The 22,209-nt window shown below is 46.0% G+C and carries 33 protein-coding genes and 1 pseudogene; 31 read left to right on the top strand and 3 right to left on the bottom strand.

From position 1 onward, the window contains the following. Positions 1-85: 85 nt before the first annotated feature. From L6H65_RS01425 to L6H65_RS01365, 14 genes are all read left to right on the top strand, one after another. Positions 86-586: a hypothetical protein gene (locus L6H65_RS01425; RefSeq protein WP_236338507.1), complete on the top strand. Its 501-nt coding sequence runs from the start codon at positions 86-88 to the stop codon at positions 584-586. A 108-nt stretch (positions 587-694) separates the two neighbouring features. Beyond that, positions 695-952: a hypothetical protein gene (locus L6H65_RS01420; RefSeq protein WP_236338506.1), complete on the top strand. Its 258-nt coding sequence runs from the start codon at positions 695-697 to the stop codon at positions 950-952. Further along, on the top strand, positions 924-1,034 hold the full coding sequence (locus tag L6H65_RS26740) for a DUF6906 family protein (RefSeq protein WP_371877615.1): 111 nt from the start codon (positions 924-926) through the stop codon (positions 1,032-1,034). Before L6H65_RS01420 ends, L6H65_RS26740 begins: the two co-directional genes overlap by 29 nt. A 42-nt stretch (positions 1,035-1,076) precedes the next feature. After that, the gene (locus tag L6H65_RS01415) at positions 1,077-1,463 is read left to right on the top strand and encodes a hypothetical protein (RefSeq protein ID WP_236338505.1); all 387 of its coding nucleotides are present in this window, start codon (positions 1,077-1,079) and stop codon (positions 1,461-1,463) included. Between the two features lie 34 nt (positions 1,464-1,497). Continuing rightward, positions 1,498-2,241: a hypothetical protein gene (locus L6H65_RS01410; RefSeq protein WP_236338504.1), complete on the top strand. Its 744-nt coding sequence runs from the start codon at positions 1,498-1,500 to the stop codon at positions 2,239-2,241. Positions 2,242-2,299: 58 nt separating this feature from the next. Then, on the top strand, positions 2,300-2,623 hold the full coding sequence (locus L6H65_RS01405; RefSeq protein ID WP_236338503.1) for a hypothetical protein: 324 nt from the start codon (positions 2,300-2,302) through the stop codon (positions 2,621-2,623). An 11-nt stretch (positions 2,624-2,634) separates the two neighbouring features. After that, the gene (locus tag L6H65_RS01400) at positions 2,635-4,179 is read left to right on the top strand and encodes a PcfJ domain-containing protein (protein WP_236338502.1); all 1,545 of its coding nucleotides are present in this window, start codon (positions 2,635-2,637) and stop codon (positions 4,177-4,179) included. After that, positions 4,176-5,192, top strand: coding sequence for a DUF3102 domain-containing protein (locus L6H65_RS01395; protein ID WP_236338501.1), 1,017 nt, complete (start codon positions 4,176-4,178; stop codon positions 5,190-5,192). Before L6H65_RS01400 ends, L6H65_RS01395 begins: the two co-directional genes overlap by 4 nt. A gap of 34 nt (positions 5,193-5,226) precedes the next feature. Continuing rightward, a complete protein-coding gene (locus L6H65_RS01390; protein ID WP_236338499.1) occupies positions 5,227-6,111 on the top strand; it encodes a hypothetical protein in 885 nt (294 codons plus the stop codon). After that, positions 6,098-6,439: a hypothetical protein gene (locus L6H65_RS01385; RefSeq protein ID WP_236338497.1), complete on the top strand. Its 342-nt coding sequence runs from the start codon at positions 6,098-6,100 to the stop codon at positions 6,437-6,439. The genes L6H65_RS01390 and L6H65_RS01385 overlap by 14 nt, the downstream gene beginning before the upstream one ends. After that, positions 6,436-7,818 (top strand): replicative DNA helicase, encoded by a 1,383-nt coding sequence (gene dnaB, locus L6H65_RS01380; protein ID WP_236338495.1) that lies wholly within the window; start codon positions 6,436-6,438, stop codon positions 7,816-7,818. The genes L6H65_RS01385 and dnaB overlap by 4 nt, the downstream gene beginning before the upstream one ends. 232 nt (positions 7,819-8,050) lie before the next feature. Continuing rightward, positions 8,051-8,377, top strand: coding sequence for a hypothetical protein (locus L6H65_RS01375; RefSeq protein ID WP_236338494.1), 327 nt, complete (start codon positions 8,051-8,053; stop codon positions 8,375-8,377). A gap of 17 nt (positions 8,378-8,394) precedes the next feature. Then, positions 8,395-8,763: a hypothetical protein gene (locus tag L6H65_RS01370; protein ID WP_236338493.1), complete on the top strand. Its 369-nt coding sequence runs from the start codon at positions 8,395-8,397 to the stop codon at positions 8,761-8,763. After that, positions 8,756-9,082, top strand: coding sequence for a DUF1937 family protein (locus tag L6H65_RS01365; RefSeq protein ID WP_236338492.1), 327 nt, complete (start codon positions 8,756-8,758; stop codon positions 9,080-9,082). The genes L6H65_RS01370 and L6H65_RS01365 overlap by 8 nt, the downstream gene beginning before the upstream one ends. Before the next feature lie 1,021 nt (positions 9,083-10,103). Here L6H65_RS01365 and L6H65_RS01360 read toward each other — a convergent pair. Then, positions 10,104-10,421, bottom strand: a complete 318-nt coding sequence (locus tag L6H65_RS01360; protein WP_236338491.1) for a hypothetical protein — start codon at positions 10,419-10,421, stop codon at positions 10,104-10,106. Then, the gene (locus L6H65_RS01355) at positions 10,414-10,818 is read right to left on the bottom strand and encodes a DUF6864 domain-containing function (protein WP_236338490.1); all 405 of its coding nucleotides are present in this window, start codon (positions 10,816-10,818) and stop codon (positions 10,414-10,416) included. The genes L6H65_RS01360 and L6H65_RS01355 overlap by 8 nt, the downstream gene beginning before the upstream one ends. Before the next feature lie 190 nt (positions 10,819-11,008). Between L6H65_RS01355 and L6H65_RS01350 the strand changes: the two genes are divergently transcribed. From L6H65_RS01350 to L6H65_RS26660, 4 genes and pseudogenes are all read left to right on the top strand, one after another. After that, positions 11,009-11,551 (top strand): tyrosine-type recombinase/integrase, encoded by a 543-nt coding sequence (locus L6H65_RS01350; RefSeq protein ID WP_236338489.1) that lies wholly within the window; start codon positions 11,009-11,011, stop codon positions 11,549-11,551. Positions 11,552-11,892: 341 nt separating this feature from the next. Further along, positions 11,893-11,967, top strand: a pseudogene (locus L6H65_RS26935) (hypothetical protein); the annotation flags it as partial. A gap of 1 nt (position 11,968) precedes the next feature. After that, entirely contained in the window at positions 11,969-12,118 is a 150-nt protein-coding gene (locus L6H65_RS26665; RefSeq protein ID WP_307728292.1) for a hypothetical protein, read from the top strand. Then, positions 12,052-12,273, top strand: a complete 222-nt coding sequence (locus L6H65_RS26660; RefSeq protein ID WP_307728291.1) for an HNH endonuclease — start codon at positions 12,052-12,054, stop codon at positions 12,271-12,273. Before L6H65_RS26665 ends, L6H65_RS26660 begins: the two co-directional genes overlap by 67 nt. On the opposite strand, the gene L6H65_RS01340 is transcribed toward L6H65_RS26660, so the two are convergent. Then, a complete protein-coding gene (locus L6H65_RS01340) occupies positions 12,270-12,899 on the bottom strand; it encodes a DUF4145 domain-containing protein (RefSeq protein ID WP_236338488.1) in 630 nt (209 codons plus the stop codon). The two genes, L6H65_RS26660 and L6H65_RS01340, sit on opposite strands and share 4 nt — an antisense overlap. Before the next feature lie 176 nt (positions 12,900-13,075). Here L6H65_RS01340 and L6H65_RS01335 point away from each other — a divergent pair, with 176 nt between their 5' ends. From L6H65_RS01335 to L6H65_RS01275, 13 genes are read left to right on the top strand one after another with little or no spacing between them, the layout of a single operon-like run. Next, complete coding sequence (locus tag L6H65_RS01335) at positions 13,076-13,561, top strand: phage terminase small subunit P27 family (protein ID WP_236338487.1); 486 nt, start codon at positions 13,076-13,078, stop codon at positions 13,559-13,561. Further along, positions 13,542-15,332, top strand: coding sequence for a terminase large subunit (locus L6H65_RS01330; protein ID WP_236338486.1), 1,791 nt, complete (start codon positions 13,542-13,544; stop codon positions 15,330-15,332). Before L6H65_RS01335 ends, L6H65_RS01330 begins: the two co-directional genes overlap by 20 nt. 11 nt (positions 15,333-15,343) lie before the next feature. After that, positions 15,344-16,639 carry a phage portal protein gene (locus L6H65_RS01325; protein WP_236338485.1) on the top strand — a complete coding sequence of 432 codons (1,296 nt, stop codon included), beginning with the start codon at positions 15,344-15,346 and terminating at the stop codon, positions 16,637-16,639. Further along, positions 16,632-17,231 (top strand): HK97 family phage prohead protease, encoded by a 600-nt coding sequence (locus tag L6H65_RS01320; RefSeq protein ID WP_236338483.1) that lies wholly within the window; start codon positions 16,632-16,634, stop codon positions 17,229-17,231. Before L6H65_RS01325 ends, L6H65_RS01320 begins: the two co-directional genes overlap by 8 nt. A 43-nt stretch (positions 17,232-17,274) precedes the next feature. Then, entirely contained in the window at positions 17,275-18,441 is a 1,167-nt protein-coding gene (locus tag L6H65_RS01315) for a phage major capsid protein (protein WP_236338482.1), read from the top strand. 18 nt (positions 18,442-18,459) lie between these two features. Continuing rightward, a complete protein-coding gene (locus L6H65_RS01310) occupies positions 18,460-18,993 on the top strand; it encodes a head-tail connector protein (protein ID WP_236338481.1) in 534 nt (177 codons plus the stop codon). A gap of 53 nt (positions 18,994-19,046) precedes the next feature. Next, positions 19,047-19,460, top strand: coding sequence for a hypothetical protein (locus tag L6H65_RS01305; protein WP_236338480.1), 414 nt, complete (start codon positions 19,047-19,049; stop codon positions 19,458-19,460). Between the two features lie 5 nt (positions 19,461-19,465). Then, positions 19,466-19,813, top strand: a complete 348-nt coding sequence (locus L6H65_RS01300; protein WP_236338479.1) for a hypothetical protein — start codon at positions 19,466-19,468, stop codon at positions 19,811-19,813. Continuing rightward, positions 19,797-20,288: a phage neck terminator protein gene (locus L6H65_RS01295; RefSeq protein WP_236338478.1), complete on the top strand. Its 492-nt coding sequence runs from the start codon at positions 19,797-19,799 to the stop codon at positions 20,286-20,288. The genes L6H65_RS01300 and L6H65_RS01295 overlap by 17 nt, the downstream gene beginning before the upstream one ends. Next, on the top strand, positions 20,281-21,285 hold the full coding sequence (locus L6H65_RS01290; protein ID WP_236338477.1) for a DUF3383 family protein: 1,005 nt from the start codon (positions 20,281-20,283) through the stop codon (positions 21,283-21,285). The genes L6H65_RS01295 and L6H65_RS01290 overlap by 8 nt, the downstream gene beginning before the upstream one ends. A gap of 21 nt (positions 21,286-21,306) precedes the next feature. Then, a complete protein-coding gene (locus L6H65_RS01285) occupies positions 21,307-21,705 on the top strand; it encodes a phage structural protein (RefSeq protein ID WP_236338476.1) in 399 nt (132 codons plus the stop codon). Positions 21,706-21,720: 15 nt separating this feature from the next. Next, positions 21,721-22,017 carry a hypothetical protein gene (locus tag L6H65_RS01280; RefSeq protein ID WP_236338475.1) on the top strand — a complete coding sequence of 99 codons (297 nt, stop codon included), beginning with the start codon at positions 21,721-21,723 and terminating at the stop codon, positions 22,015-22,017. Next, entirely contained in the window at positions 22,001-22,192 is a 192-nt protein-coding gene (locus L6H65_RS01275; protein WP_236338474.1) for a hypothetical protein, read from the top strand. Before L6H65_RS01280 ends, L6H65_RS01275 begins: the two co-directional genes overlap by 17 nt. Positions 22,193-22,209: the final 17 nt, after the last annotated feature.

The raw sequence follows: 22,209 nt of genomic DNA, 5'->3' as shown, positions 1-22,209 counted from the left end.
CCAGGCTAGTTTGATTAGGCTACGCCTATCAGGTAATCGCTGGAAGTCTCCGTCCAGCCAACGTTGCACCGTCGAGGGGGAAACGTTGGCGATCATTGCTAAAGTAATTGAGTCGAAACCACGATCTTCCATAGTGGCTGCTAACCGCTTTGAAAAATCGTCTTCAAAAAAGAAAAACATGAATACGAAAGCGCATCACTCCCTTCTGCCTGGAGGGTTCTGCCTTGATACGACGACGATATACAAATTTTACCGCATTTTAAGGAGGATTTATATGGAAATCGAAATTCCGGCACATTTGCAAAGAGATCGTTATTGGGGAGCGTTGTTGTATCTCTTCATTAATACGCCTAAGCTTCAGCTTTATTTTACTCCTGGATACGTTTGTCTCAAGTCGGAGCGTGTATTTGGCACTAAGCTCAAGAAGGTTTCAGCACCTTGGAGTCAATCGGAAAAATTTATGCTTAAACTGGCCCTCCACTGCTTCAACGAAAGGAACAAGGTGGATCTCAGTGATATGGATTACTTGGACAGCAACCACCGCCAAATCGCTTTCACGGCGTTAAAACTCAGATATGGAAGGTGAACATCTGGAAAAGATACGACATAAGGCATTTGCCTTTGTCGCCAGCGGCTCGAACGGGTCGGGCTGCTGGCGATGCAGGTAAGGGCGCATCAGAGGGAGGGACTGTCGATGATCGTGTTAAAGGGCGATATCGTGCGAACGCATGACGGATTAACGGGCGAAGTTATAGATGTTTGGGGCAAAGCACGTTCATTTATCAAGCTCAAATGCGCTTCATCTGGCATGTCAATCCCGATGTTTGAATCGGAAGTTTCAGAGATTGTTGAAAGGTCGAGCAAGAAGGGAGGGAAGGAGCGTGAAAAGAGGAAAGTGCCCAACTCGCAAACAGAAGCAGGCAATGGCATGCGTCAAGCTGTCGCCTTCTAATTGGCTTGTATTCAAAGCGGCGGGAAATCAATTGCATATTGTACATCGTCAATCCGGCAAGGTCCGCGTTATTCCAGCTTAAAATGCCAGGCGTTTGGGATTTTCGAGAGAGGAGGTGATACATATGGGCATTAGCATTGACCAATTGGCCGGAGGCGGGGCCAGTGAACGAATTCAACGGGAATTAAATAAGATTGCCGAGAACGTACTTGATCCCAACACCAAGCCAGATGCAACCAGGAAGCTTACTATTGAAATCTCAATTAAGCCGAACGAAGCCCGTCAGCTTGGAGATGCGGAGATTACGGTCAAATCATCACTAGCCCCCGCTAAGGGATTACCGTCACACTTTGTCTTTGATTGGGATAAAGACGGCAATGCCGTCATGCAGGAACTGAAAATGGGCCGCGACCTCGATCAAATGGCCATGGCCGATAATGGCGCGGTAGTGGATGGAACCGGAGCGCCAGTAGACAACAAGAAAGTTGTTAATATGTCACCTTATCGGTAAAACACACTTAAATTAAATGAATGGAGGATTTCCTGTGATTAGAGAGGCTATTGATAAAATTTTGAGCCTGGCGAAACATACAGCTCCTATCCAAACGGCTGTAATTAACGGCAGAACATACACAAGCGCTGAACTGGCAAAGATTAGCCAGCCGCTGATAGACAACATTGAGGTCCATAACCTAAGCGGAATTGTGGAGTATTTGCAATCAGACTTTGACAAACGGCTGCCAGTTATCATCCATGTTATCTCGCCTACGGAAGTTCATGTTTTGACTGGTCTAAATGATGACCATAATCGCAGCAGGCTCATTAAAGCGACAGCTCTGCTACCTCGGATTAGTTTTAACGATTACTACGACCTCGAATCGTTTAACATCTTGCTTCAAAGCTGTTTCGTTCCTTCTGGTTTGGATGAAACGTCGACCTTTAATGATCGCGATACTGTCCTTAAGTTGGTTGGTAATGTGAAGGACGAACAAGTAATGACGTTTGGCGACGATGGCGTCAGCCAACAGGTTACGGCCAAGACGGGTGTAGCTCAAGTGGAACCTGTTGTAGTCCCTAATCCAGTACGTCTCAAGCCGTTCCGCACTTTTGTAGAGATTGAACAGCCGCTTTCGTCTTTCGTTCTTCGGATGAAAAAAGGGCCTGCTGCGGCGCTTTTCGAGGCGGATGGGGGAGCGTGGAAGGTTACGGCTATCGCTGAAATCAAATCATATTTCACGGGACTTCTGGCGGCGAGGATCGAAGCTGGGGAAGTAGTCATTGTAGGATAAACCAAACTTAACGAGCTGGCGGGATCATCCTGCCAGCTATCCATAAGGAGGGATAGCGATGCTTCAGCAGGCATTGCAAAAGATTCAACAAGAGGTTGGGGCGAACCCAAAAGAAGAATACATTCGTCTTGTCGGCGCTGAATTGATTAACTATGTTCGTTCCAATCCCGAAAAAGCTCAGTTGTTTTTAGCAGATGGCAAGACCATTGGGGCCAGCAAAAATGCGCTTGAGCAAGAAGCTAAAAAAAAGAATGCAAGAATGCTTCATCCAGACGAAGCTAGGATTATTATTCTCAGCTATTTCGGTATTGAGCCGCCAAAGACAGAGCCGGAACCGGTTGCTGTGGGCTTTGCTATTAATCTGGATGACTTGGGATTGTAGGAGGCAGGCACATGAGCGACTTCAAGGAATTTAAAGCGCACTTTCCTCAGAAGATCAGCAAATCACTTGCGCGGTATGTAACCGATACTGTTTTAAAGGAAAGTAGGTATCTTTTTTTTAAGACGGTAATGGGCATTCAATTTGCTCACTGTACCCATTGCAACAAGCGACATCGATCTGAGGTCAAGCTGAAGCATAAACAAAAGGAAAAGGTGACATGTCCACATTGCAAATCCAGTTGCTATGTGAGAGCTGATGGCGTAAGTCGTAAATACATGACTGACAAATGTGTTCTTGTTTGGTATGAAAAATCAGTTGTCGATCCTAAAGCTATAACTGCCCGTGTTATAGGAGTATATCGTGACTACAGCGGAAGTTATGAAAACATTGAGACCGAATATAATGCTGGTCATATGTATTTGTTTGAGTCTGGGAAATCTCAATATTGGGATTGGAAGGAGCATCGCAAGTCCGTATTTTCGGCTTTTGATAGTCGATTCGGAGGATATAAAAGGTTTGTTTCACACGGCAATATTCGCAGCGCTGTAAAAGGGACGTCGTTTCAATACAGCACATGGGAAGACTTCATCAAATATCAAAACAGTAGTTATGTCTCTGACATGGTTGAATTTTTTGATTTGGCCGCTCGATACCCCTGTGTAGAATATCTATCTAAGCTTGGATTCAAAAAAATTATTTGGACGAAGCTTTATAGAAACTCAACACTCAATGCTGTCAACTGGCGCGGCAAAACCATAGAGAAAGTTTTAAGGCTTGATAAATCATCTATTAATGAGATTCGACAATCTGGCCGCAAATGGGGGCCGCAGGAACTAAAGTTTTTTCAGGACTTGCGCAAGAAAGGGTATCCCTTTACCGCAGTTGACGCATTTGATTTGTCTGATATAGACAGGGGGCAACATTCCCACATTTTTAAAGAAAACAAAGCCTATGCTTCTGAAGAAACTATTATGCGTTATCTGCTTAAGCAATTCCGGCGTGGTAGTAGATCCAGCCTATCAAGTGTTGCATATGACTTTAAGGATTACCTGAAGCAGTGCAAGGAACTAGGTATGAGTTTGAAAGAAGAACGATACCTGTTCCCCAATGATCTTCACGAAGCTCATCAAAAGCTAACGGCAATGATTAAGCATAAGAAAAATGAAAAGTTAGATCAGCTATTGAATAAGCGAATTGCTGAACTAAAAAAAATGTATTTCGAAGCTTCTGGAATTTTTATTCGCGCTGTTGAATCTGTGGATGAACTATTCGACGAAGGAAAGAGGCTGAATCATTGCGTTGGCGGCTACGCCGAATCGTATGTAAATGCAAGAACAGATTTGTTCGTCTTGCGAGAGTTATCCGATCCAGATAAGCCTTACTATACCTTGCAGGTAACAGACAAACGCTTCATTCAATGCAGAGGCTTAAAAAACTGTAACATGACGGATGAAGTTAAGATTGTTGTCGATTCATTTATGGAGCAGTTAAACAAGAAATCGAAAAAATCCGGTAGATTGAATCGTCCGGCAAATAGACAGGAGGCAGTTGTATGACAAGGGCAAAGCAAGCGGCGGCAATAGTGCCAGCATTAGAAACAACGGTAGCAGTTCGAACGCCGGAGGTAATCGCGGCTGAAATCAGGAGCATTGACCAACAGGCACGGCAAATTGTGCTTCAGTCGTCTATTGAGATTGGGCGCAAACTGACGGAGGCAAAGGCTCTTGTTACTCACGGTGAATGGGGAGGCTGGTTGCAAGCAAACGTTAGTTACAGTCAGTCCACAGCGAATAACTTCATGCGAGTTTCGGAAGAGTATGCAAATTCCCCGAATCTCACTAATTTAAATTACAGTCAGGCCGTTGCTCTGCTGTCGGTATCGGCAGAGGATCGGGAGCAATTCGCGGCAGAGAATGACGTTGCCGATATGTCCGTTAGGGAGCTTCAGGCAGCCATCAAAGGCAAAAATGATGCTGAAAAAGCTTTGAAAGAGGAGCAGGAGCGTCAAGAGGAACAGAAAGCGAAGTTTGATGAATGGTCAGCAAAACAAGCCCAAGAGAAGAAGGAATTGAATGAGCGACTTGAACTAAGCAAGCAGCTACAAGAGCAGCAAGGGCAGCAGCTCTCAGCGTTGCAAGCCGAGTTGGAGCAGGCCAAGGCTGGCGGGGATGATAAAGCCGTCGCCAAGGTAAAGACGGACCTTAGGAAAGCTGAGAAGGCCAAACAAGAGCAAGAGAAGAAGGTTGCTGACTTGCAGACTCAATTTGATGCGCTGAAGGCCGAAGCCGAGAAAGCGGCTACCGAGCTTGTTCAGCGGCGCGAACAGGAATTGACGGAGCAAGCCAACAAGGAAAAGCAGGCTATGCAGGAGCAGTTGGACAAGCTTAACCAACAGCTTGCGCGGAGCAATAATGAGAGCTATTTAAAGGCTAAAATCATTATCCAGCAGATGGTCATAGAAGGCGATACTTTGGTCAAGGCCATTGCCGCCGTAACGGAGCCGAAGGAGCAGGCTGCTCTTAAAGCTGCTGCTGCAAATGTAGTGGATAAGCTGCGCGGCTTGCTGTGATATGTCAATATCAAGAAGGGAATGGGGCGTGTGAATGTACGGAACGAACCTAGAACCGTCCCTCGACAGTTTGCTTGATCAGTTTGAAGATATAGGTGGTCCTGAAACATTTGGGCCGAATGGAACAGCTATCATTTTAGCGATATGGAGAAAATCAAGAAAACTCGGTTGGCTAAGATCTTTCCAGATGACCAATACTGAGCTTCATTTTCAGACGGGAATTAAGAGCCGAGAGACTATTAACACGTATCGTGACAGATTAGCTTCAAATGGGATCATGGTATACCAGCCTCCTCCACGAGGCAAGTCAAAGGGGGCTTATATCTTAAACTTTAATTTCATCTCACAAAAACAAGTCCATAATTTGGACAACTTAACGGATTATAAAGGTCAAGTTGTCCAAGAATCGAACAGCTTTGACACCACAAACGGAAATGAAGTCCATAATTTGGACAACTTAACCGACACTGTATTAAGAGATTTTAAAGATACTATTACTACTACGGATAATCCATTCGAATTGCTGCTAGGTGAGTTTTGTTCCCTACATAGCAAACTCGATATTCACGTCAAGCGGAATGACATTGTTTCAATGCAATGGATGCTCGACCAGCATATACCCGTTGCACTCATTATCAGGGTTATGCGGGAGCTACACAGAGAGCGTACAGCAACAGGCAAGGTTATCAGTACCTTTGTTTATTACAAGCAAGCTATCTTGGATGCTTGGGATGCAGCAAAAGCCATAACCGACAGGGCACCAATCCCTGCGGTCGCCCTTGGTGAAGAGTCCATAACCAGCGGAGTGCCAGTCTCCGAGGTCGCTCTTGGATCTTCAAAGCGGACTAAGCAGCAACAGGAAATAGATGCACTAGATAAATTCATCGAAGAGGAGCGCCGCCGCCGTGGAAGTGATTGAAATAGCCGAACTGTATAAGCACATTAAGAAGCACTTTCCTTTTTTTGACGCTTCTCTTGCAAAGGTGAAAGAGGATCATAAGTATCTTAAGCATTTTCCTGCTGACGCAGCTCGCACCAATATAGATCAGCACATATTGACTGAAACCGTAACGCCTGGAATTGCTCATATTCGCGGGAGGCTGGGGGATCAATTGGACAGCCAACGCAGTAAGCGGCAGGCAGAAGAGTATGATGCACAACTCAACGAATGGTCTGAGATCGACAGTCCACCTCCTGAAGGATATTGGGAACGTACTCGCAAGCTGCTGAGAGGTGACATGACATGATTAATTTCAACGAGGTATGCGATAAGTTAGGCCTCGAACTTCCTGCAGATATTCAGGCAGAGCGTTCAATTCTCGGTTCGACCTTACTTAGCAAAGAAGCATATGTTATTGCTAGTGAGCAACTGGTAGGCGGGGAGTTCTATGAGAAGTCTCATGCTCGTATATTCCGAGCTATGCGTAATCTTGAACGCGAAGGCAACCCGATTGATATCGTAGCAGTTACAGGTACATTGCAAGATTCCGAGGAGTTGGATTTAATCGGCGGGGTATCCTATTTGTCCGATCTTGCAAACTCTGTTCCAACATCGGAACACACAGGTTACTACACGGATCGGGTAAAAAATCTATTCTTGCAGCGAGAAGCAATGTATACAGCCTATGACCTTCTCAAAAATGCAGCGGAAGAACGGGATATCAAGGGATTTGTTGCAATGGCGGAAACGGCAGCTTCTAGATTATCTGACCAATCGGCTCCTGCACAGGATTTCGTCTCGTTGCGAGAAGTGTTAATCGAAGTGTGGGAAGAAGAAGAAGAACTATATAATACCAGGCATGTGAACCGAGGGATAACCGGAATACCTTCATGCTATCGTGATCTGGACAGGATGACTGCTGGTTTTCAAAATAGCGACTTGATTATCGTTGCAGCTCGTCCATCTGTAGGAAAGACAGCTCTCGCCCTCAACATTGCGCAAAATGTTGCTATTAAAACAGGGCATACTGTGGCGGTGTTTAGCTTGGAGATGGCCGCTAAGCAGCTTACAAAGAGGATGGTTTGTGCAGAGGGGAATATTGATGCAAGCCGTTTGCGTACAGGATTTTTTGAAGGTGACGATTGGGAGAAGCTGTCCATGGCTATTGGCTCGTTATCTGAGGCGGATATCCATATTGATGACACGCCAGGCATTACGGTTAACGAGATCCGTGCTAAATGCCGGAGATTGAAGAAAGAACGAGGCTTAGGGTTAATCCTCATAGATTATCTGCAACTGATTCCAGGCAGCGGTAAGCGTTCGAACCGTCAAGAAGAAGTATCCGACATTTCCCGTACTTTGAAGCAACTAGCCCGTGAATTGGACGTTCCAATTATCGCGTTATCCCAGCTTAGTCGGGGCGTAGAACAGCGGCAGGACAAACGTCCGATGATGTCTGACCTTAGGGAGTCTGGAGCTATCGAGCAAGATGCAGATATTGTCGCTTTCCTTTATCGGGATGATTACTACGATAAGGAGTCAGAGAAGAAAAATATTATTGAAATTATTATTGCGAAGCAGCGAAATGGCCCGACCGGTACGGTCGAGCTGGCGTTCCTGAAGAACTACAATAAATTTGTAGACCTTGATCGAACCCAGCGGGACGACATACCGCAAGGAGCATGATGTCTATGGATGTAGCTACTCAGATGATAAATGCTGCATTGAGGCCATTACGGATATCGGGCAATCAGATAGACAGGTTCAAGCTATTCGTTTGCGCGGGTTCGCGGATTGCGCAACGAGAGAGCATTTATACAAACTATGGACCGTTGCGGATAGAAGCGAGTTTCCATATACCAAAAGGATTATCCTATGTCATTGAAGATCCTACTGGCAAAAGGGGCAGGCGCTTTGCATGGGTATCCAGAAAGGCCGAAGACAAGTGATGCTAAAGATGGGCTGCGGACATGATGACGAGATCGATGTAAGCTATCTAACGGATGATCAAATTGCATATATTCAAGGGTTAGGCATGTGTTTAACTTGTTCGGAAAATTATTATGAGAGAGGACGGAGGAAAATGGGACCAGGAAGACCAGCATTGGAATGCGACAATGATGAATTAATAAGTGAATTTGAATCAGCCTGTCGCGGTGGAGATTATGAATTTGCCGAGGAATACCGAGAAGAATTGAGGAAACGTCTAAACGAATCTTCTGCCTTGGACAAACCATTTGATTGAGGAGAGGAGCAAGGTAAATGAGTGGTTATCCTGGATACATGAGGGACGGCGTTGATTACACGAAATGTGGCGAATGCCGTAAGGAAACAAGGAGTAATGAAACGCATTGGTTTGAAGATAAATTGCTTTGTTTGCCGTGTCACAAGAGTGTAACAACGCCATTAATTGAATCTTTTACAGAAGACTATGAGAATGGGGCGTGTGATGGCGAGGAAGAAATTAAGTGTCCTTACTGCGGTCACGATAATGAACCAGTTGACCTCTTTGATGGTGGGGAACCTAAAGAATGGACCTGCGGCCGATGCGGATTAGAATTTGATCTTGAAATTGAATACTCTTACACCTTTAGCACTGAAAGAAAGCGAGAGGATGCAGCCCATGAGTAATATTATGTCAGTTGTAAAAGTCGTCTATATTTCCGGCCCGATGACGGGATTCGAGGATTTGAACTTCCCAGCATTTTTCGATGCTGAAGACAATCTGCGAGCGTTGGGGTATGAAATCATCAATCCAGCTCGCATTGATCAGCCGGACAAATCATGGGTGGCTTGCATGAAGCGCGATATCGTGGAGATGATGGCAGCTGATACAGTTGTAACCCTACCAGGCTGGGAAAAATCTAAAGGAGCGCAAATTGAAGTTGAATTGGCGAAGCGTCTTGGAATGCAAGTTTATGAACTGGGGATCATCACACAGACGGCATAAGAAAACCCCCGTCTAGTTGGGGAACTGGGAACGGGGGCATAAATGTAACTCTCCTTATCACTATATCATAAAAATAGAGAGAGGGACGAGGGGAATGGTATGGTATCAAGACGAGCTGTGTCCAGTAGCAACGAAGGAAGAGATTAAGCAAACAAAGTCTCTCCTCAGTCGGTATAGGCGACAGTTAGCAATATTAGCAGAGCTTGATCAAATAGGGGATCTTGCCCCAAAACAGCAAAAGGTGTACAATGCATACCGTATGGCGACAGCTGAGATTGAGCGAGCAGCGAGGTTAATAGTTGACGAGGAGATCCGGCGAGCTATTGAGTATCGGTACATCAAGGGTCATCGTCATAAATTAACGGTACTTCATTTTAGCCACATGGACCCATCAACGGTTGACCGGCGTATTAACAAGGGTATCGAGTCAGTCGCTAACAGTCTGAAGCTACTGGGCCAATAATGCGTGTAAAATGCGTGTATCGTGCGCCTATCCTGCTAGTAAAATGCGTGTTTAATAGAGGTACAGTTAGATCATAAAGAGCTTAATGCTCGGGTGATCCTACTGTACCTTTATCAATTGTAGGACTCGGCTACGCGGTGGGTTTTTCGACCTTAGACGTTAATCGTCAGGCGTGTAGTGATGAGGTGGGGTTAAATGCCCCAATACAAGGGAGATTGTCCCTTGTTCAGTTGACCGGATCCTTCCGGCCAGCTGACGAATGGACAATGAAGGTGTGCGCGGGGCCGTCCAAACAGGACGGTTTTTTGCATGGGTAAATAAACTGAAATAGTGGCAGGGGGGGCGAGGATATGAAGAGAAAAAAAGTACCGCCACCAATATTGCAGCCGTCCAAATGTCGCGGCTGCATATGGGGGCGCTGGGAAGGGTCGAAACAGTATTGTTCAAGGCCAGTTTGTATAAAGGGAAATTCATTTAAATAACAAAATCCCAAACGCTTGGGAATAGAGTCAGTTAGAAAATGTAATTGTCCAGTCCTAATCGTGTTCTATTAATTTGTTATTCTGATTTGCTTTTAGAATTTATCCCGAATAGATATCCTACAATTGTAGTGATAGTAGGGAGTAATAAGGTCCAAAGTTTTTCTGACGTTAGGCTGGCGGACTTGTATTCATCAGGAATGAATGTGTATAACCCTCCAATTGCCAAAAAGATTAATGTTATTGTACCAACTATATAAATGTTTGTATTCTCATTAGACCCAAATACTTTGCCTAATAATCCAGCCTTTAAATTCATTTCCTTCTCTTTCATGCCATTTTCAATAAGGTGTTTGTTCATTCTCGGATTATCATTGCTTAATTGTAGTTTACTCATTTTTTTTTGCCACCGCTCCTAAATACCAAGTATAATAAAATATTTTCATGCTTGACTCAGTGAGTCCATAGATTCTATAAGATAAATAAAGATTACGATCATTAACTATACCAATAAGAAAAGGACGTGAATTTGATACACCTGATAACCCCTTGTCGAAATTACAAAAAGTAATCATTGCAGTATCCTCAGATACCACTTCTATACTAGTGGTCGGGGAATCAATGTTTGAATCAGAAGTGAAAACGCATTTAATATTTAATTCTTCGGAATACCCAGGGAATTTTTTATCAACATCATAGTCATCGGTGAGCTTGAAAATAATTGTTTCATTATTATGTACTAGGACTGATCCTGTCTCCCAAATATCATATTGTTCAGTGCTAATTTTAAGCATATATTCTCCACCCTTTATATTTAAGTAGCTTTCAATAAATTACCATAATTCCTTGCGTTTTTAAAGAGTTGTTATTTAGTGAAGGGGAGAAATCCAATAATTAATTTGCTATGCAATATATAGCAAGATGAATATCATAAAATCCCAAACGCTTGGAAATATTGAATGGTTAGAAAAGAGGTGACAACCAATGCGATTTGTTCAGCCTATCCGTGATCCTGAAATAGTCGCAGATATTAAAGATCATCTTAGAGATACTAATGCTCGAAATTACATCATGTTACTGATTGGACTTAATACGGGATTACGGATCGCCGACATCCTCAAACTTAGAGTTCGCGACGTTACTGGAACTCATATCGTAACGACGGAAATCAAAACAAAGAAACAAAAACGCGTGCTGATTACCCATGAATTGAAACAGGCGCTTAAAGAGTATATCCAAGAAAAACCATCGAATGAATTCCTTATTAAAAGCCGAGAAGGACAGAACAGGCCGATTACTGGCTCTATGGCCTACAAGGTTATGAGGGGGATAGCAGCTGAGTTCTGTTTACAAGAAATTGGTTGTCACACTCTTAGAAAGACTTTCGGGTACTTCTTTTATAAGCAATACAATGACATAGCATTATTGATGAGGCTGTTTAATCACTCATCTGAGAAGGTGACATTGCGGTATATTGGTATCGAGCAGGACACAATGGACGTTCATTTAAAGCGGTTTAAAATATGATCAGTTACTTATATTGAGCATACCTGTAATTGGTTTGCATAGAGACTGCTAGAAGCCTTAGACAACAAGGGATTCAGGCTCCTGTGCGAGTTACATTCCCTTATACATATAGGGAATTCAGAAGGGCCGTCAGAGGGCTTAAAAGCCAATATCGCATAATGTGATTGTTGATGCTTTTTCGCTGAGGTGAACATAACGAGGATAGGTGTAACTCATATTTGAAAATGCCGATGCGCCTTAGGCATAGCAAGGGAGCCGGGGGGTAATCCAGGTCAACACAATGTCTGTTATGGGTAACTCATTTGTTCACAATTACTGTATTACACTAAAGGATTTAGAGGGTGCTGAGAGTGCCAAAAGCGGCGAATAAACCATGCTCGAAAGTAGGCTGCGGCAACCTGACGAAGGGGAGGTATTGTGAAAAGCATGCCAACTCCAAACGGCAATACGATCGCTATCGAGGATCGTCTGCGAGTCGCGGCTATAACTACGAATGGCAGATGGCACGGAAGGCATTCCTTCGGGAGAATCCACTCTGCAAGCATTGCATTGATGCAGGCAGGGTAGAGGCGTCGACTGTCGTCGACCATATCATTCCACACCGCGGCGATCAGGTAATGTTCTGGTTGCGGTCCAACTGGCAGGCGCTATGTAAGACACACCACGACGCCAAGACGACGCGAGAGGATGGAGGTTTTGGAAATAAAAAAACCACTTGCTAAGTGGTTTTTGTTCCGTCTCTTTGCTCAATTCCTTCTAGTTTTTTAGGGGGCAACTGCGTATAAAGAGCGTTGATTTTCTTTTTTCGAGTTATGCGCTCTTCAACTATGAAGTTGATCAATTCAAATAATTGAATTGCGGTATCTTGATTGTCACGGATATCGAAAGATCCAGGATGAACTGATTCATTTCCAACAACACGAACTATATCAAGTGCTTGTTGTACTTCTTCAGGAAGCCCTTTTTTTACTAATGAGCCAATATCTTTATTGATATCCTTTCCTTCTTCACCGAGCTCAACCATTAATTTTTGCACCGCTAGTCTTAGCAATGCGGCAGCACCACGTGGTGAGTGTTTGAGTATAGCTGAGGCTTCCTGATAATCCTCATGGATAGCTTTAGGCATATCTGCATGTGCCACAGGTGCGCTGGTTTCATTGGGGAAAAGGAGTAATTTATTGACCCAAATAGAATATCTGTTGCAATGCGCACATTCGCTGGCTTTCGTATCAGTAATGGTTTGTCCGTTATTAGTAAGAGCGACAAACCACCTTTGAGATGCGTATACTTTACATCTTGGACAATGAAATTGTTCAGCATTAAACTTTGGGGGATAAAATTTGCTCACATTTCTGCCACCTTTCATTATTATTTTTTCTTTATTCGACAAATATTACTATTTTCCTCCGAATAAAGGCGAGCCCCCCGGATATCAAATTTTTTTTGACTACTTCTAGACCGCGTCGGACTCGATTGCGAAAAAATGTCCCCGTGGAGGAATCGGGAACGAGAGGAGGTATATAAATGGGCAATTCTGTAATTAATTTCAATCACATGCGGGTCGGCAAAAAAGGCGGTGGCAAGAACTGGACCAAGCAAGAAGTTGAATCGAGAGAAGCGGCTGCCAAAAAGTTTGAGCGAAAAAAGCGGATTAAATTAAAAATTCCGGAGTGGTTGGACGATTCTGCTAGAAAAGTATGGCGAAAGACCGTGAAAGATATGGAAGAGTTCGGCGTGCTCGATAAAGTGGATGAAGATGTGCTTGGAATCTACTGTGACGCTGTATCCAAGGTTCAGGAGTCGAACCGACTCATTGATGTACACGGTTATACCGAAACCAACAAGTCGGGTGTACAAGTTCCCAATGCCTATGTACAAATGTCGCAGCGTTATGCCGGAATCGCCTTGCAATATTCGAACAAGCTGGGTCTAAATGCTGAGTCACGCGCTCGTCTCGCCAAAAAGCAGGCTGACGGAGAGGATGATCCTAATGCTGGACTCTTCGATTGATTGGGATGATCTGCACCCGACCAATCGTTACGCCGCCGAAATCGTTTTAGGCATCCGCAAAGCTTGTGAGCTGGAGATCCTTGCCTGCCAGCGCCATCTTGACGACCTACAGCGCCAAGCGACTCTGGATTTCCCGTTCGTTTTTGATGAGAGCCGTGCGGATCGTATCTTCGAATGGTTTGAAAGATGCTGCCGCCATGTCCGGGGGCCGTTCAGTGGGCAATTGATAGAGCTTCTTCCATTCCAGAAGTTCGACCTCGGCTGCTTGTTCGGATGGGTCCACATGGAGAGCGGTAAACGACGCTTTGTTTTATCTTACAACGAGCGTGCTCGCGGAAATGTTAAGTCAACAGAAATGTCAGGTATCGCTTTATACGGGATGTGCGGTGATTGTGTCTATCCGCCGGACGATCCCGATCAAAAGCGCTACGAAGACATGCCCGAAGTCGAATGCGCAGCCGTCGATAAGGGACAAGCGAGGCGTGTGTGGGGCGACGCTCAAAAGATGGGTGAAAAGAGTCCGGACATCTTGAAGCGGCTTCGCATAAAACGGACTTACATTGAGCATTCAACACGCGGGGGATGGCTACGGCCATTATCCAAGGACACGAAGAATAAGGACTCCGGTGCTCCTTGTATTGTCATCATTGACGAATACCATGCGCATCCAACGAGTGAAATCGTTGACGTTCTACGTTCGGGATTTGGCAAAAGGCTTCAGTCGTTGATGTTGATTATTACAACCGCTGGAAAGAACGCAGAGAACAATCCTTGCAAGAAGGAACGGGACTCCCACGAAAAAATACTTCGCGGGGATATACCGATGATTGAGACGACATTCGCCATGATCCGGACATTGGACAAGGGAGACGATCCGCACGATCAAAGCACTTGGCCGAAAGCAAATCCTATACTCCAGGAAGAGAACGAATACTCGCAAGCGTTGCTCAAAGAAATAAAGACGGAGCATGATGAAGCATTCAATTCAGGCGATGCTGCTAAGATCCGAGAATGGCTAACGAAGCGTGTGAACCTTTGGCAGGCTGACAGTGAAGATAAATTTATGTCCGGTATAATGGACAAATGGAAGGCGCTTGCGATATCGCGGGACGCCTTTTTTGATTTGGTGCGAGGTTTTGAAACGTGGAACGGCCTCGACTTATCCAAGACGACGGACCTCACTGCAGCGGGATTCGTGTTCCGCTTGCCGGATGGTCGTTATGCCGTGACCGCCCATGGCTTCATGCCGCAAGAAAGTGCGACGAAGCACGAACATAGCGACAGGGTTCCTTATCGCTATTGGGCGGAGCGAGGATGGTGTACCCTTACGCCGGGATCGGTGGTCGACTACAGCTTCATCAAGTCGCATATCCAACAGCGAGAGCAAGAACAAAGCTGGATAATTAAAGAAGTTTGCTATGACCCATACAACGCTACACACTTCACGAGCGAGCTTGAAGCGGAAGGGTATGAGCGGGTCGAGATCCGGCAGGGTGTACAGACGTTGTCCGAGCCGACGAAGTTCTTCAGAGAACTGGTGCTTCAGGGGCTCATTGTACACGATGGTAGCGAGCTGCTTACCTGGTGCCTATCGAATGCGATCGAAGTTTCGGACAACAACGGAAACATCAAGCTTTCCAAAAAGCACAAGGATGATAGCCAGCGTATAGACCTGATCGCGGCGATCCTCAATGCCATGGTTCGGGCGATGACCCGCGATAACAGCATCGACCTGAATGAACACATCATGAGCGAAGACTTCTCATTCTAAGGGGGTGAAACATGAAACGAAGGAATTTTTTCCAACGATGGCGAGAACGCCGGTCGGCAGAGGAGAGCGGAAGCTTGGCAAATCCTCCGAATTGGCTTCTGAATCTCTTCGGCGGCGGGGCCAATACCTCCAGCGGAGAGAGCGTGACCAATGAAGGTTCATTGCTGAACAGCAACGTGTATACCTGTGCTTCCATCGTAGGAGGAGATATCGGTAAGCTTCCGATACAAGTGTTCAGGCGTCGTAATGGCGGCATAGAACGCGACAGTGGCCATCCGGTGTCAAGACTGCTCGGGACGCGAGCAAATCCATACATGAGCGCCTACACCTTCAAAGAGCTGATGCAAGTCCATACCATGGTATGGGGTAACGGTTACGCTAACATCGAATGGGAAACAAACGGCCCCTTCAACGGCATGCCAAAAGCATTCTGGCCACTTGATCCGGGTAAAACGGATGTGCATACGGACCTTGTAACGGGTGAGGTTTGGTATGTGACGACGCTTCCAAGCGGAGAAATGCGAAAGCTCAGGCATTACGATGTGCTTCATTTTAAGTCCATCAGCAAATCCGGCTTGAAAGGCATTACGCCCATATCGGTCATTCGTGAAGAGCTTGGTGTACAGAAGTCGCAGCGCAAGTTTCTAGGGGGCTTTTACGCTAACGGAACAGCAACGCGCGGCATTCTGAAGATCCCAAATGCCACGCTGGACAAGCCGGCCAAAGACAAGGCACGTGACGAATGGCAGAAAGCCAACTCTGGCATGAACAACGCGCATCGCATAGCTATCTTGGATGCGGGAATGGAATACCAGAACCTCGGCATGCCGCTCAATGACGCGCAATTCATTGAGACAAGCAAATTCGGCATTATGGAAGTCGCTAAGATTTACAAAGTGCCGGGGTACAAGCTGGGCCTGACAGACGTCAAATTTTCCAACATGGAAAATCAATCGCTTGAATACGTCAAAAGCACACTGCAGCCGATCATTACGAATTGGGAGCAGGAGCTTGATTACAAGTGCTTCACGGAGCTTGAGCGAAAGCGGTACTATACAAAGTTCAACGTTGCCGCAGAGTTGCGGGGCGATAGCGCGAGCCGGGGAGCCTTTTACAAGCTGATGATCGAAATTGGTGTGTACACGATTAACGAGGTGCGTGAGCTGGAGGAGGCTGATAACATCGGCGAAAAAGGCGATGTGCATTTCGTCAGCCTGAACTATGTCAACTTAGAGAAGATGGACCAGTATCAAATGCTGAAGGCCGGACTCAGTACCGATGCGAAGGGAGGTGCAAAAGGTGAGTGAAAAAGTCATTCGATATATGCCGGATCAGATCCAAGTCCGCAGTACAGGCAGCGAAGAAGGAAGCAGCAAGCGGACGATCGGCGGGTATGTCGTTCGTTTCAACCAGCGCAGCCATCTCATTTGGGGCGAGTTCTATGAGCGCGTGGCCAAGGGTGCTTTTATCCGGTCGCTGTCCGAGAATACGATTAAGGCGCTTTGGAACCATCGGAGCGACTTTGTCCTTGGGTCAACCAAGAATCAAACGCTCAGGCTTCACGAAGATAACACGGGCCTCGCGTTCGAAATCGATCTACCTAATAATTCATGGGGGAACGATGCCTATGAATCGATCCAACGAGGCGACGTAGACGGTGTGAGCTTCGGCTTCAACGTCCGACAAGATGCATGGGCGTATTTGAAAGATGAGGATGTGTACGAGCGAACGCTGCTCGAAATCAACCTCCATGAAGTATCGCCGACGCCGTTCCCGGCCTATCCGGATAGCGAAGTTAATCAGCGAAGCATTGAGCAGTTCGGAATCACGACGAAGGAGCAGCGAAAACTCGAAAAAGAACAACTCTTGCTGGAAATCGACCTATTGGCCCTGAGCTAATCGGTCTTTTTTATATCAAAAATCAAACATTTGGAGGTCAACCATGGACGAGAAAGAGCGCGAGTTACGTCAGAAACTGGCGAAGAAGTTGGAAGAGGCAAGAAGCTTGGCGGCAGAAGGCAAGATGACGGAGGCGCGTGCAGCGAAGGATGCCGCGCAGGAGCTGCGGAATCAAATTGATTTGCTCGTGGAAATGCGCGGACTGGATAACCCAGGCGATACCGATCCCATTCACGAGCCAGAGAATCGCGGTGACAAACCGGACAAGGTCATGCAATATCGTAGCGCCTTCTTGAAATCACTTCGCAATAAGCCATTGAACAGCGAGGAGCGGGCATTGATCGAGGAAGCCATTGAAGAGGTTCGCGCAGGTATGCAGGGTGGTGTGGGAGAAGATGGCGGCCTTGTCGTTCCTCAAGACATTCAAACTATGATTCTCGAATACAAGCGTCAATTTGTATCGCTGGAATCATACGTCACTGTTGAGCCTGTGTCTACGCGCTCGGGTTCGCGTGTAATTGAGAAAAATTCCGATATTACGGAGTTTACAGAGATTACGGAGCTGACGGATCTGGACGATATGGACAATCCAAAATTCAAGTCGATCTCCTATCTCATTAAGGATCGTGGCGGCATTCTTCCGATTTCTAACACATTATTGCAGGACACAGATCAAAACTTGATGTCCTACATCGCGAAGTGGATCGGCAAAAAATCTGTTGTTACTAGAAACAAGCTAATTCTTGCTTTACTGGCGACGAAAACGAAAGTGGCCGTTGCTGACTTGGATGCTATTAAGAAGGTCGTAAACGTCACGCTTGATCCATCTATTTCGAACAATAGTATCATTCTTACGAATCAGGACGGCTTTAATTTTCTGGATCAATTGAAAGACGCAGACAATCGCGCTATGCTGCAGCCGAATCCAACTCAACCGACGCAGAAACTTCTTTTCGGAAAGCCGGTTGTGGTCATTGCGAATCGTTGGTTACCGACTACCGGCACAACGACGAAAAAAGCACCTCTCATCATTGGCGATCTAAAAGAAACTATCGTATTATTCGACCGCCAGCAGTATTCCATCGCCTCGACGAATGTCGGCGGCAAGTCTTTCGGTCGGAATACAACAGATGTTCGTGCGATCCAGCGCGAAGACGTCAAAATATTTGACGATGAAGCTATCGTGTATGGTGAACTGACGATTACGTAGTAAGTTAGGAGGTGCAAGATGCTCACAACTGTTGAACGTCTGAGAGGCATCATGCCAGAGATGAGCGAGCTTGATGATTTGCTGATGCTGCAGATTGCGGCGGCATCAGCTGCTATTGAAAATTATTGTAAGCGATCCTTTCGCAAACAATCTTATTCTGAACGCATCAGCGGGCATGTAACATCAAAATACATTAATCTACGAAACTATCCCGTGCATACTATCGTGGAAATCCCAAGCGTTTGGGATTATGAGATTTTGGACGAGGGTAGGCTCTACCGTCCCCATGGCTGGCCGACAGGCGATCATAACATATCAATAAGTTATATCGGTGGTTATGTATTGCCAAAGGATGCGACTGAGGAGAATCCAAGGACACTGCCTGAAGCGTTGGAACTAGCATGTCTGCTATATTCACAAGTTTTGTTGCGTAGTCCAGGCGTAAAGTCGGAGCGGGTTGGAGATATATCCGTAGGCTATACCGACGATAGTAGTAGTCTACCGCCTGCAGTCATCTCTTTAATATCGCCATACGTGGGGCGCTGGATATGAGTCGCCGGACGAGTTATAGACGCGCGAATGTAGAGGTAACAGGGGATATGGTCATGGCTGAACTATTAGGTCGATTACGCCCCCTCACGCAGAATGAAGTTCATGTCGGGATGCAGGGGGACGCTGAACTTGCGATGATTGCAGGAGTTCATGAGTATGGATCAGTAAAAATGAAGATTCCGGCGCGATCATTTATCGGCACAGGAAAGAAGAAAGCTCAGGCAGCTATTAGCAAGCTTGTTCGTAAGGGAATAAACGAAATTGCTCGCGGGGAACGCGATATCGAGTCTCTATATGAAGAAATTGGTCAGCTGGCATTGGGAAAAATGGAGAAAAACTTTGACCGCATTAAACAACCGCCTATTTCACCGATATATGCCAAGTACAAGGTTGGTGGAAAGAAACTTTTGCGGGCAGAACAGGATTTGCGGGAGAGTTTGACATTCAAGATTGTTCCGAAGGGGTGATGGTGATGTTTCGCTTCGCGGGCATCATTCGGAAATATGAAGTTATCTATACCCTTTTACGACATGGGAAGGGATCTCGCAATAGTGCAGGCGAGTATGTACGACCAGTTATCGAGTATATTCCGTTGCGCGGTGCTATCCAGCCGTTGGGTGATCGTCTGTTGCAAGCCGATGGCGGTCGATATAACGAGGATGATCGGCGGCTATTTACGGTCTACAAGCATCAAAAAGGGGATGTCATCGAGCATAATGACAAGCAGTATACCATTGATGATGAGGGCGATAGGGCTGATTACAGTGATACTTTTCAATATAAGATGAAGCGGGTGAGCACACATGATCCCGTACGTTGACATCCGTCTGGCGCTTGTCACCGGATTAGCTGAACAGCTCGGCGTCATCATTGTCCCGATGAATGACATCGGCGAAGTGCCTGAATATCCGTTTGTCACCTATGATTTTTTAGAACCTTCAGGCGAACGTATCGGATTTCCAACTGTATTTGTGGAAGGAAATGAGCTGAAGCACGTCGAGACGGTGATATTCTCAGTGTCTTTGCAGACTTATGCTGCTGATCGGGCGGGTAGCGTGGAGCTTGCTCTGCGAATAAGAGATTGGTTGATGACCGAAGGACACTGGCAGCTCAAGGATGCTGTCGGGGTTGTTGTTACCAACATTGGTAGTATAGACAACAGGGACATACAATTGGGCGACGAATGGGAGCGCCGTCATGGGTTTGAAGTTGATTTCAGAACGACGAACATCATCATCAGGCCAATAGAATCGCTAGAAATCGTAAATTTAAAAGGAGTGGAGTCGATTGGCTAAAGACGTAAATGTAATTATCGACATTGAGCGCCCTACGCCCAAGCTGGGGTTTGGCAAACCTCTAGTCTTAGGTGCAAGTGCTACGGGCGCCGCATACAAAACCTATTTAGATATAGAAGGTGTCAAAGCGGATTTTGCTTCGTCAACGGAAGAATATAAGGCGGCCTATGCGTTGCTAAATCAAGGCGACGATTCTCCTGCTGAGATTGCTATCATGTGCCGTCGAACTGGAGGTACAGAGCAGACGATCGCAGAAGTATTGACCGAAGCTTTCACAAAGGACTGGTATTTCCTTGTGAGCACGACAACAGATATTGAAGATATCGGAGATATTGCGGACGTGGTTGAACAGAACGATTCTCGACAATTCTTCACCCGTTCCGATGACTTGGTTGATGTGGGAGTATTACGCGGCGCTGGTTATAGCCGCACAACTGTAATCTACCATACGGACATCACAAAATATCCCGAAGCAGCTTGGATAGGGCGAGCAGGATCGGCTCCAGTAGGTTCAGTGACATGGAAATTCAAGGGTTTGACCGATATTGTCCCACTAGATATATCAGGAACGGAATTGCTGGCAATCCATACAGCAGGTGCAAACACATATGTAGTAAAGGCCGGGAAAAATCAGACTAGCGAAGGCAAGACACTTTCGGGCGAGTATATCGATATCATTCATTCAAAGGATTACGTCAAATTTAATATTGAGCATGGGGTACAAACTCTGCTTAACCACGCTGCTAAGATTAGCTATGACGATACCGGCATTGCGCAAATTGAGAGTGTGGTACGGACAGTGCTGCAGCGCGCATATATTCAAGGGGTTATCGCAGCGGATGCTGATGGTGTGGCCCTGTATGGTACGACCTTCAAGGGGCGCGCAGAAGTAGATCCAGCAGACCGGGCAGCAAGGACCTACAATGACGGTGAATTTTGGTTTGAGCTGGCTGGAGCAATCCATGAAACAACTATTCACGGCCTAATTCGGCTGTAAAGATAAGAAGGGAGAACACCTATGGCACAAGCAACGACATTTGATGCTAAATCCGTAACCGTTACTGTAGGCAATGTATACCTGACTGGCTTCGGAGAGTCTATGGTTGAGGCCGAAAAAGCCGAGAACAATTATGAGGTCAAGGTAGGAGCCCAAGGCGATACGATGCGTACGAAGGTAAATAATCCGACAGGGACAATATCAGTCACTCTGCTGGCAACAAGCCCACAGGTGGCCTACATGGACAAGCTTGCTGTCAGCGGCACATTGGTTCCAGTAACTATCATTAATGCCGGACCGCCGCGTGAGTCCATCACTGTGACCGAGGCTTTTGTCGTTAAACCGGCAGCTCGATCATACGGAAACGAAGCTGATGATCGGGAGTACGAAATTCAATGCATGGATATGACATTTAATTGATAGGGGGAATAGAAGATGAGTAATTTCAAACAGAAGAAAATCACCACTAAGAACGGGAAAGAGTACACGTTGCAGCATCCCGGAGTTCGGACGGTCGCCAAAATTAACGACCGCGTAAAGAATAAGCATGGCATCCCGTCTGAAGAGAAAGTTTGTGACGAGATGTTCGCCCATGTTGTTGTCGAGCCCAAAGTGAAAATTGAAGATTTCGAATCTTATATCGATATGATGGAAGTCGCCAATAAAGCGTATTACTTCATCACTGGCGTTGACGATCCCGACAAGGATAAAACTGATGGGAACGATCAGTAAGCAGGAGGCAGAGCAGAGGGCGCGTCTTAATTGGGCGCAATGGCGGCTTCTGTTATCGGATATGAGCATCACATATAGCGATCTACTGCAGATGGATGATGACGACATCGCAGAGGCTAACGCTGCACTCGATATCCACATGCGAGCAATGGAAAAGAAAACAAGCAAAAAATAGGGGCGCTCTCCGGGGCG

The organism is Paenibacillus plantiphilus (genome assembly GCF_927798095.1).
In the GTDB taxonomy this organism is placed as follows: Bacteria; Bacillota; Bacilli; order Paenibacillales; family Paenibacillaceae; genus Paenibacillus_Z; species Paenibacillus_Z plantiphilus.
Note: the sequence above shows the minus strand (reverse complement) of the source record. Positions and strands in the feature narration are given on the sequence as shown.